The 16,167-nt window shown below is 64.8% G+C and carries 17 protein-coding genes and 1 riboswitch; of the genes, 4 read left to right on the forward strand and 13 right to left on the reverse strand.

What is annotated here, in order from left to right:
• Window positions 1–73: 73 nt before the first annotated feature.
• The 3 genes from ispA to ribB form a co-directional block, all read right to left on the reverse strand.
• A complete protein-coding gene (gene ispA / locus VJS90_RS10325) occupies window positions 74–961 on the reverse strand; it encodes a (2E,6E)-farnesyl diphosphate synthase (RefSeq protein WP_324121554.1) in 888 nt (295 codons plus the stop codon).
• Window positions 958–1,200 (reverse strand): exodeoxyribonuclease VII small subunit, encoded by a 243-nt coding sequence (locus VJS90_RS10330; protein WP_324121555.1) that lies wholly within the window; start codon window positions 1,198–1,200, stop codon window positions 958–960. Before VJS90_RS10330 ends, ispA begins: the two co-directional genes overlap by 4 nt.
• 99 nt (window positions 1,201–1,299) lie before the next feature.
• A complete protein-coding gene (gene ribB, locus VJS90_RS10335) occupies window positions 1,300–1,950 on the reverse strand; it encodes a 3,4-dihydroxy-2-butanone-4-phosphate synthase (RefSeq protein WP_324121556.1) in 651 nt (216 codons plus the stop codon).
• Between the two features lie 76 nt (window positions 1,951–2,026).
• Window positions 2,027–2,169, reverse strand: a riboswitch (FMN riboswitch).
• A gap of 106 nt (window positions 2,170–2,275) precedes the next feature.
• On the opposite strand from ribB, the gene VJS90_RS10340 reads away from it, so the two are divergent.
• On the forward strand, window positions 2,276–3,481 hold the full coding sequence (locus tag VJS90_RS10340; protein ID WP_324121557.1) for an RtcB family protein: 1,206 nt from the start codon (window positions 2,276–2,278) through the stop codon (window positions 3,479–3,481).
• Window positions 3,482–3,820: 339 nt separating this feature from the next.
• Here the strand turns inward: VJS90_RS10340 and VJS90_RS10345 are convergent, their stop codons facing one another.
• The 9 genes from VJS90_RS10345 to VJS90_RS10385 form a co-directional block, all read right to left on the reverse strand.
• Window positions 3,821–4,531 carry a S24 family peptidase gene (locus VJS90_RS10345; protein ID WP_324121558.1) on the reverse strand — a complete coding sequence of 237 codons (711 nt, stop codon included), beginning with the start codon at window positions 4,529–4,531 and terminating at the stop codon, window positions 3,821–3,823.
• Between the two features lie 176 nt (window positions 4,532–4,707).
• On the reverse strand, window positions 4,708–5,235 hold the full coding sequence (gene ppa, locus VJS90_RS10350) for an inorganic diphosphatase (protein WP_324121559.1): 528 nt from the start codon (window positions 5,233–5,235) through the stop codon (window positions 4,708–4,710).
• A 103-nt stretch (window positions 5,236–5,338) separates the two neighbouring features.
• Window positions 5,339–6,154, reverse strand: coding sequence for a M90 family metallopeptidase (locus VJS90_RS10355; RefSeq protein WP_324121560.1), 816 nt, complete (start codon window positions 6,152–6,154; stop codon window positions 5,339–5,341).
• 3 nt (window positions 6,155–6,157) lie between these two features.
• Window positions 6,158–6,805, reverse strand: coding sequence for a DedA family protein (locus tag VJS90_RS10360; RefSeq protein ID WP_324121561.1), 648 nt, complete (start codon window positions 6,803–6,805; stop codon window positions 6,158–6,160).
• Between the two features lie 216 nt (window positions 6,806–7,021).
• Window positions 7,022–7,480, reverse strand: a complete 459-nt coding sequence (locus VJS90_RS10365) for a GNAT family N-acetyltransferase (RefSeq protein ID WP_324121562.1) — start codon at window positions 7,478–7,480, stop codon at window positions 7,022–7,024.
• 109 nt (window positions 7,481–7,589) lie between these two features.
• A complete protein-coding gene (gene eutC, locus VJS90_RS10370; RefSeq protein WP_414704928.1) occupies window positions 7,590–8,414 on the reverse strand; it encodes an ethanolamine ammonia-lyase subunit EutC in 825 nt (274 codons plus the stop codon).
• A gap of 2 nt (window positions 8,415–8,416) precedes the next feature.
• A complete protein-coding gene (locus VJS90_RS10375; protein ID WP_324121564.1) occupies window positions 8,417–9,811 on the reverse strand; it encodes an ethanolamine ammonia-lyase subunit EutB in 1,395 nt (464 codons plus the stop codon).
• A 25-nt stretch (window positions 9,812–9,836) separates the two neighbouring features.
• Window positions 9,837–11,285: an ethanolamine permease gene (gene eat, locus VJS90_RS10380; protein WP_324121565.1), complete on the reverse strand. Its 1,449-nt coding sequence runs from the start codon at window positions 11,283–11,285 to the stop codon at window positions 9,837–9,839.
• A gap of 147 nt (window positions 11,286–11,432) precedes the next feature.
• The gene (locus VJS90_RS10385) at window positions 11,433–12,953 is read right to left on the reverse strand and encodes an aldehyde dehydrogenase family protein (protein WP_324121566.1); all 1,521 of its coding nucleotides are present in this window, start codon (window positions 12,951–12,953) and stop codon (window positions 11,433–11,435) included.
• A 264-nt stretch (window positions 12,954–13,217) separates the two neighbouring features.
• On the opposite strand from VJS90_RS10385, the gene mpl reads away from it, so the two are divergent.
• The 3 genes from mpl to VJS90_RS10400 are packed head-to-tail and all read left to right on the forward strand — an operon-like array spanning window position 13,218 to window position 15,477.
• Window positions 13,218–14,567: a UDP-N-acetylmuramate:L-alanyl-gamma-D-glutamyl-meso-diaminopimelate ligase gene (mpl, locus tag VJS90_RS10390; RefSeq protein WP_324121567.1), complete on the forward strand. Its 1,350-nt coding sequence runs from the start codon at window positions 13,218–13,220 to the stop codon at window positions 14,565–14,567.
• A complete protein-coding gene (ubiX, locus tag VJS90_RS10395; protein ID WP_324121568.1) occupies window positions 14,564–15,193 on the forward strand; it encodes a flavin prenyltransferase UbiX in 630 nt (209 codons plus the stop codon). Before mpl ends, ubiX begins: the two co-directional genes overlap by 4 nt.
• The gene (locus tag VJS90_RS10400; RefSeq protein ID WP_324121569.1) at window positions 15,190–15,477 is read left to right on the forward strand and encodes a YceK/YidQ family lipoprotein; all 288 of its coding nucleotides are present in this window, start codon (window positions 15,190–15,192) and stop codon (window positions 15,475–15,477) included. Before ubiX ends, VJS90_RS10400 begins: the two co-directional genes overlap by 4 nt.
• Before the next feature lie 25 nt (window positions 15,478–15,502).
• Here the strand turns inward: VJS90_RS10400 and VJS90_RS10405 are convergent, their stop codons facing one another.
• A complete protein-coding gene (locus VJS90_RS10405) occupies window positions 15,503–16,144 on the reverse strand; it encodes an oxidoreductase (RefSeq protein ID WP_324121570.1) in 642 nt (213 codons plus the stop codon).
• Window positions 16,145–16,167: the final 23 nt, after the last annotated feature.

Below are 16,167 nucleotides of genomic sequence, written 5' to 3' on the forward strand. Positions count from 1 at the left end.
TGCCCATTTAGGAGGCCCGGCACGCGCCGCCGTGGTTGCAGCCAGCGCCGCTCCTATGAGACCCGCGGCGTATTCAATTGCGCCGCTCGACGATATACCGTGCAAGCGCGCGCAAAGGCTCGGCGGATTCACCGAAGCCTTCCAGTGCGACCAGCGCCTGGTCACGCAGTTCAACCGCGTAGGCCTTGGCCGCGTCCAGCCCAAGCAAGGCAGGGTAGGTAGGTTTGTCGCGGGCGATGTCCGCGCCCTGGCGCTTGCCGAGCGTCGCCGTGTCGCTCTCGACATCCAGAATGTCGTCCTGCACCTGAAACGCCAGGCCGACCGCCTGGGCGTAGGCCTGCAGCGCATCGAGTTGGTCCTGGCCGGCGCGCGCGCTGGCCAGGGCGCCCAGGCGCACACTGGCCTCGATCAGCGCGCCGGTCTTGTGCCGGTGCATGAACGCCAGCGCCTGCTGGTCGAGCTTGACGCCTACCGAACCCAGGTCGATGGCCTGGCCGCCCACCATGCCGGCAGGTCCCGCCGCCTTGGCCAGCGCCTGCACCATCTGCAGACGAACGCCGTCGGTCTGCGGGCTCAGGCGCGCATCGAGCAACGCACTGAACGCCAGGCTCTGCAAACCGTCGCCGGCAAGAATGGCGCAGGCCTCGTCAAAGGCCTTGTGCGTGGTCGGCTGGCCTCGGCGCAGATCATCGTCGTCCATCGCCGGCAAATCATCGTGCACCAGCGAGTACGCATGAATCAGCTCGACCGCGCAGGCCGCGCCATTGGCGTCCTCCGCCGGGGCTCCGAGCGCCTCGCAGGCCGCGTACGCCAGCAACGGGCGCACGCGCTTGCCGCCGTTCATCACGCTGTAGCGCATGGCGGCGTAGAGCCGTTGCAGTTCAGGGGACGGCGCCTCGAACAAGGGCTCGAGGGCGGCGTCGACACGGGCCTGGCAGGTGGACTGGTAGGCGCCGATCATGCTGCCGGGTCCGCGTCGAAGGGCTCGGCGGCGAGTTCTCCGTCGCGTTCCAGCAGCACCTGGACCTTCTGTTCGGCCTGGGCCAGTGCGCTCTGGCAGTCGCGGGTCAGGCTGATGCCTTGCTCGAAGGCGGCCAGCGAGTCTTCCAGCGACAGTTCGCCGTTCTCCAGGCGCTCGACCAGGGCTTGCAGGTCGGCGAGGGATTGCTCGAAATCGATGGAGGCTTTTTTGCGGGCCATGGCGGCTGTCTCGGTGGCGGTATTAACCGCGCGACACTAGCAGAGCAGGGCAGGGGGAGCAAATGCGGGCCGCAGGGCAGCCCGCATGAAACGCCGGGATCAGACCGCGACGGCTGCTTCTTGCTGCACCGCCACACGGTATTGCGCCAGTTCCTCGATGGTCAGGACCGGCAACGAATATTCGCGCGCGTACAGCATCACCTGCTCACCGCGGGCCATGGTGCCATCCGGGTTCATCAGCTCGCAGAGCACCCCGGCCGGACGCAAGCCGGCCAGCCGCGCCAGGTCGACCGTGCCCTCGGTGTGGCCGCGGCGGGTCAGTACCCCGCCGTTGCGCGCGCGCAGCGGGAAGACGTGGCCTGGGCTGACGATATGCCGGTCTTGCGCCGTGGAACTCAGCGCCGCGGCGATGGTGGTGATGCGGTCCTTGGCCGACACGCCGGTGGTGATACCTTCCGCCGCTTCGATGGTGACCGTGAAGCCCGTGCCGTGACGAGCCTGGTTGTTCTGCACCATCGGCGCCAGCTGCAGCGCATCGACGGTGGTCTCGTCCAGGCACAGGCAAACGATGCCGCTGCAATCGCGGATCATCATGGCCATGGTCTGCATGGAGATATTTTCGGCGGCGGCAATGATGTCCGCTTCGTCCTCGCGATCATCGTCGTCGAGCAACAAAACCGGCCTGCCGGCCTGGAATGCGGCGATAGCGGCCGCGACATTGGGGAACTGCTTTTGATGCAAAGGGGACATGAAACGCTCCTCGTTAGAGATCGATGAACGTTTCAGGGCGAACAAAACGCGCGCGCAGGGGCACGGTGGCCCCGCCTGACGCCTTCTTTCATCCGGACTATGACCGTCGGCTCTGGAGTCTCACCAGATCTGCTGACCCTTGGCCGAAGCCAAGGCGCTCGCGGGCTCATCTTTCGATTTACCGCCGGTGGGGACTTGCACCCCGCCCTGAAGACCGGGCAAGCATACAGCACAGTGCCACCCCGCTGGCAAGCCATCGGCCCCCGACCTTTGGCGCACCCCATACGCGGTATCATGCAGGCCAGGCAGTCAGCGGGGTAACAGCATGAACATTCTCGAAGTGGCCGGCGGCAAGCCGATCAAGCTGTGGACCGACGGCGTCCCCGTCGAAGAAGAAGCGCGTCGCCAACTCGTGAACACGGCGAAAATGCCCTTCATCTTCAAACACCTGGCCGTCATGCCCGATGTGCACCTGGGCAAGGGCTCGACCATCGGCAGCGTCATCCCCACCGTCGGCGCCATCATTCCCGCCGCCGTTGGCGTCGACATCGGCTGCGGCATGATCGCCGCCCGCACCTCGCTCAACGCCAGCGACCTGCCCGACAACCTTCACGCCCTGCGCACCGCCATCGAACAGGCCGTGCCCCATGGCAAAACGTTCGGCCGCCGCGACCAAGGCGCCTGGGCTCAGGTTCCGCAGCAGGCCGACCTCGCCTGGCACAGCCTCGCTGCGCGCTTCAAGGCCATCACCGACAAGTATCCGCGCCTCGAAAAGACCAACAACCGGCACCACCTCGGCACCCTCGGGGGCGGCAACCATTTCATCGAAGTCTGCCTCGATGAAGCCCAGCGCGTCTGGTTCATGCTGCACAGCGGCTCACGCGGCGTCGGCAACGCCATCGGCAACCTCTTCATCGAGCTGGCCCAGGCCGACATGCGCCAGCACCTGGCCAACCTGCCCGACAAAGACCTCGCCTACTTCAAGGAAGGCAGCCGGCACTTCGCCGATTACGTCGAAGCGGTCGAATGGGCCCAGGACTTTGCCCGGCACAACCGCGAGCTGATGATGCACGCCGTCATCAAAGCCGCCCGCCACGTGCTGCGCAGGCCGTTCGACGCCAATCTCGAAGCCGTCAACTGCCACCACAACTACGTGCAGCGCGAGCAGCATTACGGGCGCGAAGTGCTGGTAACCCGCAAAGGAGCGGTGTCCGCGCAGAAGGGCCAGCTCGGCATCATCCCCGGCTCCATGGGCGCCAAAAGCTTCATCGTGCGCGGGCTGGGCAATGAAGAGTCGTTCTGCTCGTGCAGTCATGGCGCCGGCCGCATCATGAGCCGCACCAAGGCCAAGAGCGCTTTCACCGTGCAGGACCAGCAGCGCGCCACCGCGCATGTCGAGTGCCGCAAGGACAAGGATGTGATCGACGAGATACCGATGGCCTACAAGGACATCGATGCCGTGATGCTCGCACAGAGCGAGCTGGTGGAAGTGGTGCATACCCTACGGCAGGTTGTCTGCGTAAAAGGCTAGGCAACCCCCTGAAAAACCTGCATGACCCCATGGCACATTGAGATGGGCCCTTGCAGGAGCTGGCTCGCCGGGACGCCGGACCTTGGGTCTGATCGATCCTGCCACTCAAATCCCAGGCATTAAAAAGCCGGCTTGTGGCCGGCTTCTCGGGGACGGTCTTGGCTAATTTTTGGTAAGCCGCAACCGCCTTCAACTGTTGGCGCAAGGCCTGAAAAGAGGGCAAACGACCCGGTCGGTCGACGCCTGTTCCCCTGCTGCGCGGCAAGGCCGGGAGGGGCAAATATGCGGGCTAGCATACAAGGGTGAAACCGTGTTGCCCAGCAAAAAATCCCCCTCGCATCAGTCAGGCCTGTTCGGCCGCAGGTGCGCCCACCAGAATACCCAGCCGACGATTTCCACGCCCTGCACCCGGCGCTGGAGGGGGGTGAGGCGTTCGGGGGGATGGTTGCGGCTGTCGTGGCTGTGCAGGCAGAGCACGCCCCTGGCGCTCAGGCTGAGGCTGTTCACGCGCAAGTGGCCGCCGTGCAACAGGGCATAGGTCTCGCCTTCGACGACACGGGTAAAGCTGCGGTCGATGGCGAGGGTGGTGCCGTAGGGCAGGGCAGGCCCCATGTTGTAGGCCGGCATGCTCAGGCAGACAGCGTCGCCGGGGTCGACACCCAGTGCGTCGAAGGCGCGGATGGGCAGGCGCAGGTTGCCGCCGGGCACGGCCTCGAGCTTGCCGCCACGTACGCAGTAGAACGGAATCGGGGCGTTCTGCCCGTCGTGCGACATCAGGTCGGTGGGTGACTGGGTATAGGGCGACTGGCGCGGGCAGGGGCTGCACAGGCGCGGAATGGGGTTGAGATACTTGGGGCCTTCGCCGGTTTGCAGCCAGCGGCGGTGCACGCACAGCAGGTCGGAGATCTCTTCGAGCCGCGCCAGGGGCACACCCCGCTTGAACCAGTTGTTGACGTGCTGGGGCGAGACCTTGCGTTGGGCGGCAAAGTCGGAGGGGGTCAGGTTGCACTCCAGCAGGAGGGCTTTGAGGCGTTCACCAGAGCTTTTCATGGGCCCCAGTCTAGCGAGGGATCCAATTGCAGAACATAAACGATGCGTTCATTTTTGCTGTAGGAAATCAGCGGTTTCGAAGGAATTGGCCGAGGATCCAGTAGGAAAATTCCTGGTCTCGCTGCTCCGGCCATAAAAAACCCCGCCGGAGCGGGGTTTTTCCATACAAGCGGGTATCAGCCTTTGTAGGCAGCAACCGACTTGGTGATCGCCGCGCGGGCGGCATCGGCGCCTTCCCAGCCTTCGATCTTGACCCATTTGCCTTTCTCGAGATCCTTGTAGTTCTCGAAGAAGTGCTTGATCTGCTCCAGCAGCAGGGCTGGCAGGTCGGTGTATTCCTTCACGTCGACATACAGCTGCGACAGCTTGTCGTGCGGTACGGCGATGACCTTGGCGTCGCCGCCGCCGTCGTCGGTCATGTTCAGGATGCCGACCGGACGGGCGCGGATGACCGAGCCAGGGGCAACCGGGTACGGGGTGACAACCAGCACGTCGAGCGGATCACCGTCGTCGGCCAGGGTGTTCGGGATGAAGCCGTAGTTGGCCGGGTAGAACATCGGCGTGGCCATGAAACGGTCAACGAACAGGGCGTCGCTGTCCTTGTCGATCTCGTACTTGATCGGCGCGTGGTTGGCCGGGATCTCGATGGCGACGTAGATGTCGTTCGGCAGGTCTTTGCCAGCCGGAATCTTGCTGTAGCTCATTGGGCAGTGCCCCCATGTTTGACCAAAAATTGGGCGCGATTATAGGCATATTCGCCAGGGGGTTGCCACGGTTGGGGATGGCCGGGACCTTCATCAAGGGCCATCAGGGCTGAGCGTCGCGGTAATCCGGGTGCTGGTGCTGCAGGTTGCGCAGGCGAACGAGGGGATCCTGGCGGTAGAACAGTGCAAGTTGCTGGTACACGGCGGGGTAGACCTGGTGCAGCAGGTCGGGGGCACTGAAGAAGTACTCGCTGGTGACGGCGAAGAACTCGGCGGGATTTTCGGCAGCGTAGGGGTCGATGACGGTTTCGGCGTCAGGGTCGTGGTCGAGCTGACGGTTGAGGTCGTCGAAGGCGTGCTGCATGGCCTTGGCCCAGTCGCCCACGTGCATGCCGTCGTGTAGGGGCGGGAGGCCGTTGGCGTCGCCGTTGAGCATGTCGAGCTTGTGCGCGAGTTCGTGGATGACCAGGTTGTAGCCTTCCCAGCCGCCGCTGGCGAGTACACCGGGCCAGGCAAGAATCACCGGCCCCTGGTGCCAGGCTTCACCGCTGTGCTCCCCGTCCCACTCGTGTTCGACGCCGCTGGAATCTCGATGACGCTGGGGGCTGAGAAAGTCATCGGGATAAAGGATGACCTCGTGGAAACCCTGGTACCAATTGAGCTCGCCCAGGTGCAACAGGGGCAACTGGGCCTGGGCTGCGAGAAACAGGCGTTGCTCGCCGTCGAGCTCGACGCCAGGCAGGGCGGTGAGGTGCTTGTCGGCCAGAAACAGCACGCTGGCCTCGCATAGCCAGCGGTCTTCGTCATCGCTCAGGCCATCGAGCATCGGCAAACGCTGGCGCACTGCCTGCCAGCGCAGTGGGTCGACGGGGTGGCGCGCCAGGGTGCGCTGGCGCCGCCAGGCGCGCAGTGACCACATGGGTCAGTGGGTATTGGCGGTGCGGCCGAAACGGCCGCGCACCAGGCCGATGATCATCGGCACCAGCGAGAGGACGATGATGGCGACGATCATCAGCGACAGGTTCTGCTTGATGAACGGCACGTTGCCAAAGAAATAGCCCAGGGTCACCAGACCGCCGACCCAAAGGATGGTGCCGGCCACGCTGAAGCCGAGGAAACGCGGGTAGTGCATCTTGGCGATGCCGGCCACGAACGGCGCGAAGGTCCGCAGAATGGGCAGGAAGCGCGCCAGGGTGACGGTCTTGCCGCCATGGCGTTCGTAGAAATTGTGGGTCTGCTGCAGGTAGTCGCGGCGGAAGATTTTCGACTTGGGGTTGGAAAACAGGCGTTCGCCGGCCGTTCGTCCGATCACGTAGTTGGTGCTGTCACCCAGGATCGCCGCCGCCATGAGCAGGCCGCCGAGCAGGATCGGGTCCATGCCGCCACCCGCGGCGATGGCGCCGGCGATGAACAGCAGCGAGTCGCCCGGCAGGAACGGCATCACCACAAGGCCGGTCTCGCAGAAAATCACGGTGAACAGGATGGCGTAGATCCAGGGGCCGTAGTTGGTGACCAGCAAATCGAGGTACACATCGAGATGCAGAATAAGGTCCAGCGGGTTGAAATCCATGTACAACACCTGTGTTCAAGACCCGCGGCAGCGGGCAAGCGATGGCGGACAATGCGAAGGATGTAGGCTTCTTCACCCAGGGCTGGATGAATTTTCACACACGAAGAACAGGCATTATACGGCGGTGAGCCAAATCTGCCCGGACAGTTTGTAGCGGCGGATTTCTAAGCTGATGCTGCGGGAGATGCCGGCAGGCGGGCGCCTGCCGGGCGGGGTTCAGTCGCCGTTGATCGGCAGGATGTAGTTCTTGAATTCGGTGTCCAGGCGAAAGCCCATCGACTCGTAGGTTTTTATCGCCACTTCGTTGTCGTTGCTGGTCGAAGCACGCAGGCGCACCGCATGGGTTTCCTTGGCCATCTTCTTGGCCACGCGCATCAGGTTATCGGCCACCAGCATGCGCCGGTAGTCTTCGGCGACGTAGATGTCGTTGACGATCCACACACGCTTGAGCGACAGCGACGAGAAACTTGGGTAGAGCTGGCAGAAGCCCATCAGCTTGCTGTCGTCATCGTCGGGCAGGGCCAGGTAGATAACGGATTCGCCGCGCTTCAGCCGCTTTTCGAGGAAGTTGCGCGAGCTGTCCGGATAGGACAACTGGCCGTAGAACTCGCGGTATTTGACGAACAGCGGGGCGATCAGGTCCAGGTGTTCCAAGCTTGCCTTGATGATGCGCATGAGCAGTCCTCAGCGGTCCATTTTGGGAGGGCGGCGAATTGCCAGCAGCCTTCTCCGAATGCTGCCCAATGCAAAGTGAAAGCGCAATCCGCACTGCGTTACATGATTTTTACCGCTCCCCCAGCAGAAAGTTTCCTTTTTTAGACGTGTGCTGATCGCTGTCGAGGGTATGCACCTGCGCCTCATCCTTCAGTTTCACGCCAGACAGCTGCCTGCGGCCGGCTTCGCGGATCAGGTACAGCAGCCGATGCGCGGCCATGCCGTAGCTCAGGCCCTCGAGGCGCACGTTGGAAATACAGTTGCGATAGGCGTCGGTCAGGCCGACGCGCGGTCCGTAGGTGAAATACACGCCAAGACTGTCGGGCGAGCTGAGGCCCGGGCGCTCGCCAATCAGCATCACCGTCATGCGCGCGCCCAGCAGTTCGCCAACTTCATCGGCCACGGCCACGCGGCCTTGCTCGACCAGGATCACCGGCGCCGTGGACCATCCGTCGGCCGCGGATTGCTCGTCGAAGCAGGCGAGCAGGGGCAGGGTATGACGATGAACGGCCAAGGCCGAGAGGCCGTCGGCGACCACGATGGCCAGGTCGACCCCGCCGGGATGCGCCTGCGCATGCTCGCGCAGCTGCCGGGCCGAATCCTCGTCGAGGCGCCGGCCCAGGTCAGGGCGCTGCAGGTACAGGTTGCGGTCGGTGGCGGCGCTGTGCACCAGCAGGCTGTCGCGGCCATGCTCGCTCAACTGGGCGCGCAGGCTGGCAGAATCGAAGGGCAGGTGGACGGCGTCGCGGGCCTGGGCGTGGGCGAACTGGAAGTCGAGTTGCGCGGCGGTCGGCAGGCTGGTGCCGGTACGGCCCAAAGCAATGCGCGCCGGGGTCAGGGTGCGCAGGGCAAGCCAGGGGTTGTCGGTGCTGGGTGTCTTCTGGTTCATGGTCATCTCTAGGCAAGCTGCGCCAGGGCCTGGCGAAAGGCCGGTGGCAGGTTGTCACCGAAGCGCACCCGGCCGTCGGCCTGGGTGAGGATGCCGGTGCGGGCCAGCCAGGCTTCGAACTCAGGGCCTGGCTTGAGGCCCAGGGTCTGGCGGGCATAGAGCGCATCGTGGAACGAGGTAGTCTGGTAGTTGAGCATGATGTCGTCCGAGCCCGGAATGCCCATGATGAAGTTGATGCCCGCCACGCCCAGCAGCGTCAGCAGGGTGTCCATGTCGTCCTGGTCGGCTTCGGCGTGGTTGGTGTAGCAGATGTCGCAGCCCATCGGCACCCCGAGCAGCTTGCCGCAGAAATGGTCCTCGAGGCCGGCGCGAATGATCTGCTTGCCGTTGTAGAGGTATTCCGGGCCGATGAAACCGACCACGGTGTTGACCAGGAACGGCTTGAAATGGCGGGCCACGGCGTAGGCGCGGGTTTCGCAGGTCTGCTGGTCGACCCCGTGGTGGGCGTTGGCCGACAGGGCGCTGCCCTGGCCGGTCTCGAAATACATGAGGTTTTGCCCGAGGGTGCCGCGGTTGAGGCTCAGGCCTGCCTCGTAGCCTTCCTGCAGGACATTGAGGTTGATGCCGAAACCGGCGTTGGCGGCCTCGGTGCCGGCGATGGACTGGAACACCAGGTCGAGCGGCACGCCGCGGTTGATCGCCTCGATGGAGGTGGTGACGTGGGTGAGCACGCAGGCCTGGGTGGGGATCTCGTAGCGCTGGATGATGGCGTCGAGCATGTGCAGCAGGTCGCAGATCGAGGCGATGCTGTCGGTGGCCGGGTTGATGCCAATCATGGCGTCGCCATTGCCGTAGAGCAGGCCGTCCAGAATGCTGGCGGCAATCCCGGCGGGCTCGTCGGTGGGGTGGTTGGGCTGTAGCCGGGTCGACAGGCGCCCGCGCAGGCCCATGGTGCCGCGAAAGCGGGTGACCACGCGGATTTTCTGCGCCACCAGCACCAGGTCCTGCACGCGCATGATCTTGGACACGGCGGCGGCCATTTCCGGGGTCAGGCCGGGGGCGAGGGCGCGCAGGCTGTGTTCATCGGCCTGCTCGCTCAGCAGCCAGTCGCGCAGCCCGCCGACGGTCAGGTGGCTGACGGGGGCGAAAGCCTGGGTATCGTGGCTGTCGATGATCAGGCGGGTGACCTCGTCCTCCTCGTAAGGAATCAGCGCCTCGCTGAGAAAATGCGTGAGCGGGATGTCGGCCAAGGCCATCTGCGCGGCGACGCGTTCGCCGTCGCTGGCCGCGGCGATGCCCGCCAGGAAGTCGCCCGAACGGGCCGGGCTGGCCTTGGCCATGACGTCCTTCAGGCTGTCGAAACGGTAGACCTCATTGCCTACCGTGTGTACGAAAGTTGCCATTCAACATTCTCCAGACGCGGGGCGATCAATGCAGGGCCTGCTCGGCCTTCTGAATCGCGGCGAGTTCCTCTTCCGGGGTTCCGGCGACCAGGTGGTGGCGGCTGTAGAAAGCGAAGTAGGCGATGAGCACGCCATAGATCACCGCCGCGCCAATCACTACCCGTGGATCGACCAGGAAGCCCGCGACCACCGCCAGGCACGCCAGCACCAATGCGGTGCCGGAAGTGAACATTCCGCCCGGCGTGCGATACGGACGCTCCATTTTGGGGCGTCGGATGCGCAGGGTGATGTGCGCGGCCATCATCAGCACATAAGACAGCGTAGCGCCGAACACCGCGACCAGGATCAGCAGGTCGCCCTGGCCGGTCAGCGACAACGCGAAGCCGATGATGCCGGGGATGACCAAGGCCAGCACCGGCGCCTTGCTCTTGTTGGTCTGGGACAGCTTGCGCGGCAGGTAGCCCGCGCGCGACAGCGCGAAGATCTGCCGCGAATACGCATAGATGATCGAGAAGAAGCTGGCGATCAGGCCCGCCAGGCCCACCAGATTGACGAATCCGCCCATCCAGGTGGAACCGCCGTAGGCCCGGGACAGCGCCTCGACCAGCGGGTTGCCCGAGGCCTTCAGGGCATCCGCGCCCGCGCCGCCGGGGCCGACCACCAGGATCAGCAAGGCGAACGCGAGCAGCACCAGCATGGCGCCGATCAGGCCGCGTGGCAGGTCGCGGCGTGGATTCTTGGTCTCCTCGGCCGCCAGCGGCACGCCTTCGACGGCCAGGAAGAACCAGATGGCATAGGGGATCGCGGCCCACACGCCGACGTAGCCGAACGGCAGGAAGCTGCTGGCGCCGACCGCGTCGGTCTGGGCGATGTCGAAAAGGTTGTTGACGTTGAAGTGCGGCACCATGCCGATCAGGAACACCGCCAGGGCGATCGCGGCGACCGCGGTGATGATGAACATCAGCTTGAGCGCCTCACCGACTCCAAAAATGTGGATGCCGATGAAGATGATGTAGAAGGCCAGGTAGATCATCCAGCCGCCAATGCCGAACAGCGACTCGCAGTAGGCGCCGATGAACACGGCGATGGCGGCGGGGGCGATGGCGTATTCGATCAGGATCGCCGTGCCGGTGAGAAAGCCGCCCCAGGGCCCGAATGCGCTGCGGGCGAAGCCGTAGCCGCCGCCTGCGGTGGGGATCATCGAGGACAGCTCGGCCAGGGAAAAGCACATGCACAGGTACATGGTGGCCATCAGCAGGGTGGCCAGGAACATCCCGCCCCAGCCGCCCTGGGCCAGGCCGAAGTTCCAGCCGGCGTAGTCACCGGAGATCACGTAGGCCACGCCCAGGCCCACCAGCAGGACCCAGCCGGCGGCGCCCTTTTTCAGTTCACGTTGCTGGAAATAGTCCGAGCTGACCTTTTCGAAGTCGACGGAGGATGTCGTTGGCGTAGCGCCGGGGTTTTCGCTTGGCATCAGTGTCCACCTTTTTTCTTGGTCCGGCGAGGAGCTGCCGGTTAGTGGTGATACGGCTTGCAGGAAGCGGGCCAGAGCGGTTGGAGGGCTTTGGCCGGTAGAGTCTCAGGGGGTTTTGGGGCCGCTTTGCGGCCCCAAAATGGTTCTTTAGAAGAACCCAAGCGGATTGATGTCGTAGCTCACCAGCAGGTTCTTCGTCTGCTGGTAGTGATCCAGCATCATCTTGTGGGTCTCACGCCCGACCCCCGACTTCTTGTACCCGCCAAAGGCCGCATGCGCCGGATACAGGTGGTAGCAGTTGGTCCACACGCGGCCCGCCTTGATACCGCGCCCCATCCGGTAGGCCCGGTTGATGTCACGGGTCCAGACCCCCGCGCCAAGACCGAACTCGGTGTCATTGGCAATCGCCAGCGCTTCGGCCTCGTCCCGGAACGTGGTCACGCTGACCACCGGCCCGAAGATCTCCTCCTGGAACACGCGCATCTTGTTATTGCCCTTGAGCAGGGTCGGCTGGATGTAATACCCGGTGGCCAGGGAGCCTTCGAGTTTTTCCACCTTGCCGCCAGTCAGCAGCTCGGCGCCTTCCTGTTCGGCAATCTCGAGGTACGAGAGAATCTTCTCGAACTGCTGCTGCGACGCCTGGGCGCCGACCATGGTGTCGGTGTCGAGCGGATCGCCACGCTTGATCTGCTGGACTTTCTTCATCACCGCTTCCATGAACTGCGGATAGATCGACTCCTGCACCAGCGCCCGCGACGGGCAGGTGCACACTTCGCCCTGGTTGAAGAAGGCCAGGACCATGCCTTCGGCGGCCTTTTCGATAAAGCTCGGCTCGGCCTGCATGATGTCTTCGAAGTAGATGTTCGGCGATTTGCCGCCCAGCTCCACGGTGGACGGGATGATGTTCTCGGCCGCGCATTTCATGATGTGCGAGCCGACCGGGGTGGAGCCGGTGAAGGCGATCTTGGCGATGCGCTTGCTGGTGGCCAGCGCCTCGCCGGCTTCACGGCCGTAGCCCTGCACGATGTTGAGCACGCCGGGCGGCAGCAGGTCGCCGATCAGCTCGGCCAGCACGGTGATGCCCAGCGGGGTCTGCTCGGCGGGTTTGAGCACCACGCAGTTGCCGGCCGCCAGGGCCGGCGCGAGTTTCCAGGCGGCCATCAGCAGCGGGAAGTTCCACGGGATGATCTGCCCGACCACGCCGAGCGGTTCGTGGATGTGGTACGAGACCGTGCCTTCGTTGATTTCGGCAGCGCCGCCTTCCTGGGCGCGGATGCAGCCGGCAAAGTAGCGGAAGTGGTCGACGGCCAGCGGGATGTCGGCGTTGAGGGTCTCGCGGATCGGCTTGCCGTTGTCCCAGGTTTCAGTGATGGCCAGGAGCTCGAGGTTCTGCTCGATGCGGTCGGCGATGCGCAGCAACACGTTGGAGCGGTCCTGCACCGAGGTGCGGCCCCAGGCGTCGGCTGCGGCGTGGGCCGCGTCGAGGGCCTTGTCGATGTCTTCGGCGGTGGAACGGGGGAATTCGGCGATCGGCTGGCCGTTCACCGGCGAGACGTTGGTGAAATAGGTGCCTTTCACGGGGGGAACAAACTCCCCACCGATGAAGTTGCCGTACTGGCGCTTGAACGAGACCTTCGCGCCGTCGGTACCGGGATGTGCGTAACGCATGATGTGTCTCCTGGCTATTGTGTTTGTGGGGGAGGATATAAAGTCTAGTGCAAGCGCCGGGCCAGCGCTTTTGGGTGTATTGCAATCAATGACTTGGCGCCGTTACCCCAGCGGTTTGCCAGCGCCGCGTGGCAGTTGCGATACGGGCGGGGTGACACTTTGCGCCGTCCGCGGTACAGGCTTGCGCGGGTTGGCCGAGCGAAACACCTGGTGCGATTTCCCGCGCCCTGGGCTACCCTGCCCCGACGTTTTGCGAGGTCGATCATGCACATTCATATTCTCGGTATTTGCGGCACTTTCATGGGTTCCCTGGCCGTGCTGGCCAAGGAGCTCGGCCATCGGGTCACCGGCTCCGATGCCAATGTCTACCCGCCCATGAGCACCCAGCTCGAGTCCCAGGGCATCGAACTGACCCAAGGCTACGACGCGGCCCAGCTGGACCCGGCGCCTGACCTGGTGGTGATCGGCAACGCCCTGTCGCGCGGCAACCCGGCCGTGGAACACGTGCTGAACAAGGGCCTGCCCTATGTCTCTGGCCCGCAGTGGCTGGCCGACCACGTGCTGCAGGGCCGCTGGGTGCTGGCCGTCGCCGGCACCCACGGCAAGACCACCACCAGCAGCATGCTGGCCTGGGTGCTGGAACACGCCGGCATGAGCCCGGGCTTTCTCATCGGTGGCGTGCCGCAGAACTTCTCGGTGTCCGCCCGCCTGGGCGGGACGCCGTTCTTCGTGGTCGAGGCCGACGAGTACGACAGCGCCTTCTTCGACAAGCGCTCGAAGTTTGTCCATTACCGTCCCCGCACCGCGATCCTGAACAACCTGGAGTTCGATCATGCGGATATCTTCCCTGACCTGGCAGCCATCGAGCGTCAGTTCCACCACCTGGTGCGCACCATCCCGAGCGAAGGCCTGATCGTCCATCCGACCACCGAGCAAGCGCTGGAGCGGGTGATCGGCATGGGCTGCTGGACGCCGGTACAGACCACCGGCGAAGGTGGCCAGTGGCAGGTACGGCTGCTGAGCGCCGACGGTTCGCGCTTCGAAGTGAGCTTCGAAGGTGAAGTGCAAGGCGTGGTCGACTGGGCCCTGACCGGCCAGCACAACGTCGCCAACGCCCTGGCCACCCTGGCCGCGGCACGCCATGTCGGCGTGGTGCCGGCCATGGGCATCGAGGCGCTAAGCGCGTTCAAGAGCGTCAAGCGGCGCATGGAGAAGGTCGCCGAGGTGAACGGCGTGACCATCTTCGATGACTTCGCCCACCACCCGACGGCCATCGCCACCACCCTCGACGGCCTGCGCAAGCGCGTGGGCGACGCGCCGGTGATCGCGGTGATCGAGCCGCGCTCCAACTCCATGAAGCTTGGGGCCCACCGCGATGGCCTTCCAGAGAGCGTCGGCGATGCCGACCAGGTGATCTGGTACGCGCCGCCCAACCTGGGCTGGGACCTGGCCGGTACCGCGGCGCAGTGCAAGGTGCCTGCCATCGTCGCCGATAGCCTGGAAGCGATCATCGAACGGGTCAAGAGTCAGGCTCAGCCTGGAACGCAAGTGGTCATCATGAGCAACGGCGGCTTCGGCGGCCTGCACGGCAAGCTGGCGGAGGCGCTCAAATGAGCGGGCCACAGCGCATCACCCTGGCGATGACCGGGGCTTCGGGGGCCCAGTACGGCCTGCGTCTGCTTGATTGCCTGGTGCGCGAAGAGCGGGAGGTGCACTTCCTGATCTCCAAGGCGGCGCAACTGGTGATGTCGACCGAGACCGACGTGGTGCTGCCGGCCAAGCCGCAGGCCATGCAGGCGTTTCTCACCGAATACACCGGCGCGGCGGCGGGGCAGATCCGCGTGTATGGCAAGGAAGACTGGATGTCGCCGGTGGCCTCGGGCTCTGGCGCGCCGGCTGCGATGGTGGTGGTGCCGTGCTCGACGGGCACCTTGTCGGCGATCGCCACCGGTGCCTGCAACAACCTCATCGAACGCGCCGCCGACGTGACGCTCAAGGAGCGCCGCCAGCTGATCCTGGTGCCGCGCGAGGCGCCGCTGTCGACCATCCACCTGGAAAACATGCTCAAGCTGTCGCAGATGGGCGCGGTTATCCTGCCTGCCGCGCCTGGGTTCTATCACCAGCCGCAGACCATCGACGACCTGGTCGATTTTGTCGTGGCGCGCATACTCAACCTGCTGGACATCCCGCAGGACATGCTGCCGCGCTGGGGCGAGCATCACCTGAGCGCGGACGAGTGAAACGCCTGCTGTCAGGGCTGGCGCTGCTTGTCGCGCTGCAGGGTTGCGCGACGGTGCGCACCCTGGATGCCGCCAAGCCGGGCGCGCCGGTGGTCTACTCCGGCACGCGTCTTGACCTGTATGCGTTGAAGGGTGGGTGTTGCGCGGTGGACCGGTTTGGCGCCGAGGCGCCAGCCTACCCCGGTCTGGATCTGCCGGGCAGTGCCTTGCTGGACACGGTATTGCTGCCGCTGTCGGTATTGACGGTGCTAGGTGTCGGCTTCCAGGCCACCGGGGGGTTGTAGCCTGCACCCCACTCGGTGACCGCCTTTACTTGCCCAGCCTGCGCAGCTCGTCCGACTCGACGATCCGGATCCCGTCCTGCTCCTCCAGCGCCAGACGCCACAGCGCACGGGCCAGCTGGCAGGCCTCGATCCCGCGAAACTTGCCGGGAATCAGCTTGGACAGCGAGCCCGCCACCTGCTCGGCCAGGCGTGGCTCCGGGCGGTCGCCCAGCAGCAGCGAGGGCCGTGCGATGGTCAGCTGCGGCCAGTCCTGTGCCTTGAGGGCTTCTTCCATCTCGCCCTTGACCCGGTTGTAGAAAATCGAAGATTTCGGATCGGCGCCAATCGCGCTGACGACAAGAAGATGACGCGCGCCAAGCTCGCGGGCACGCCTGCTGAAGGCCACGACCATGTCCAGGTCGACAGCGCGAAAGGCGGTCTCCGAACCTGCCTGCTTGAGGGTGGTGCCCAGGCAGCAGAAGGCGATATCCACGCGTCCGCCCAGCTGCGGCAGAAAAAGCGCCGGATCGCCTACCGGGTTTTCCAGGTGCGGGTGTTCGGCCAGCGGGCGTCGGGTCGGGGCCAGGACGCGGCTGATGGTCGGTTCGTTGAGAAGCCGGTCGAGCAGGTGTTCACCCGTCAGGCCCGTGGCTCCGGCAAGCAGTACATGCTGAGGCGTCAAGTACATGATGTCTCTCCCTTGTTACACCC

This window comes from Pseudomonas sp., assembly GCF_035277045.1.
In the GTDB taxonomy this organism is placed as follows: Bacteria; Pseudomonadota; Gammaproteobacteria; order Pseudomonadales; family Pseudomonadaceae; genus Aquipseudomonas.

Excerpts from the sequence above, each read along its gene's own strand:
- ispA (WP_324121554.1), bottom strand. The coding sequence starts at position 961 with ATGATCGGCGCCTACCAGTCCACCTGCCAGGCCCGTGTCGACGCCGCC.
- VJS90_RS10330 (WP_324121555.1), bottom strand. The coding sequence starts at position 1,200 with ATGGCCCGCAAAAAAGCCTCCATCGATTTCGAGCAATCCCTCGCCGAC.
- ribB (WP_324121556.1), bottom strand. The coding sequence starts at position 1,950 with ATGTCCCCTTTGCATCAAAAGCAGTTCCCCAATGTCGCGGCCGCTATC.
- VJS90_RS10340 (WP_324121557.1), top strand. The coding sequence starts at position 2,276 with ATGAACATTCTCGAAGTGGCCGGCGGCAAGCCGATCAAGCTGTGGACC.
- VJS90_RS10345 (WP_324121558.1), bottom strand. The coding sequence starts at position 4,531 with ATGAAAAGCTCTGGTGAACGCCTCAAAGCCCTCCTGCTGGAGTGCAAC.
- ppa (WP_324121559.1), bottom strand. The coding sequence starts at position 5,235 with ATGAGCTACAGCAAGATTCCGGCTGGCAAAGACCTGCCGAACGACATC.
- VJS90_RS10355 (WP_324121560.1), bottom strand. The coding sequence starts at position 6,154 with ATGTGGTCACTGCGCGCCTGGCGGCGCCAGCGCACCCTGGCGCGCCAC.
- VJS90_RS10360 (WP_324121561.1), bottom strand. The coding sequence starts at position 6,805 with ATGGATTTCAACCCGCTGGACCTTATTCTGCATCTCGATGTGTACCTC.
- VJS90_RS10365 (WP_324121562.1), bottom strand. The coding sequence starts at position 7,480 with ATGCGCATCATCAAGGCAAGCTTGGAACACCTGGACCTGATCGCCCCG.
- eutC (WP_414704928.1), bottom strand. The coding sequence starts at position 8,414 with ATGACCATGAACCAGAAGACACCCAGCACCGACAACCCCTGGCTTGCC.
- VJS90_RS10375 (WP_324121564.1), bottom strand. The coding sequence starts at position 9,811 with ATGGCAACTTTCGTACACACGGTAGGCAATGAGGTCTACCGTTTCGAC.
- eat (WP_324121565.1), bottom strand. The coding sequence starts at position 11,285 with ATGCCAAGCGAAAACCCCGGCGCTACGCCAACGACATCCTCCGTCGAC.
- VJS90_RS10385 (WP_324121566.1), bottom strand. The coding sequence starts at position 12,953 with ATGCGTTACGCACATCCCGGTACCGACGGCGCGAAGGTCTCGTTCAAG.
- mpl (WP_324121567.1), top strand. The coding sequence starts at position 13,218 with ATGCACATTCATATTCTCGGTATTTGCGGCACTTTCATGGGTTCCCTG.
- ubiX (WP_324121568.1), top strand. The coding sequence starts at position 14,564 with ATGAGCGGGCCACAGCGCATCACCCTGGCGATGACCGGGGCTTCGGGG.
- VJS90_RS10405 (WP_324121570.1), bottom strand. The coding sequence starts at position 16,144 with ATGTACTTGACGCCTCAGCATGTACTGCTTGCCGGAGCCACGGGCCTG.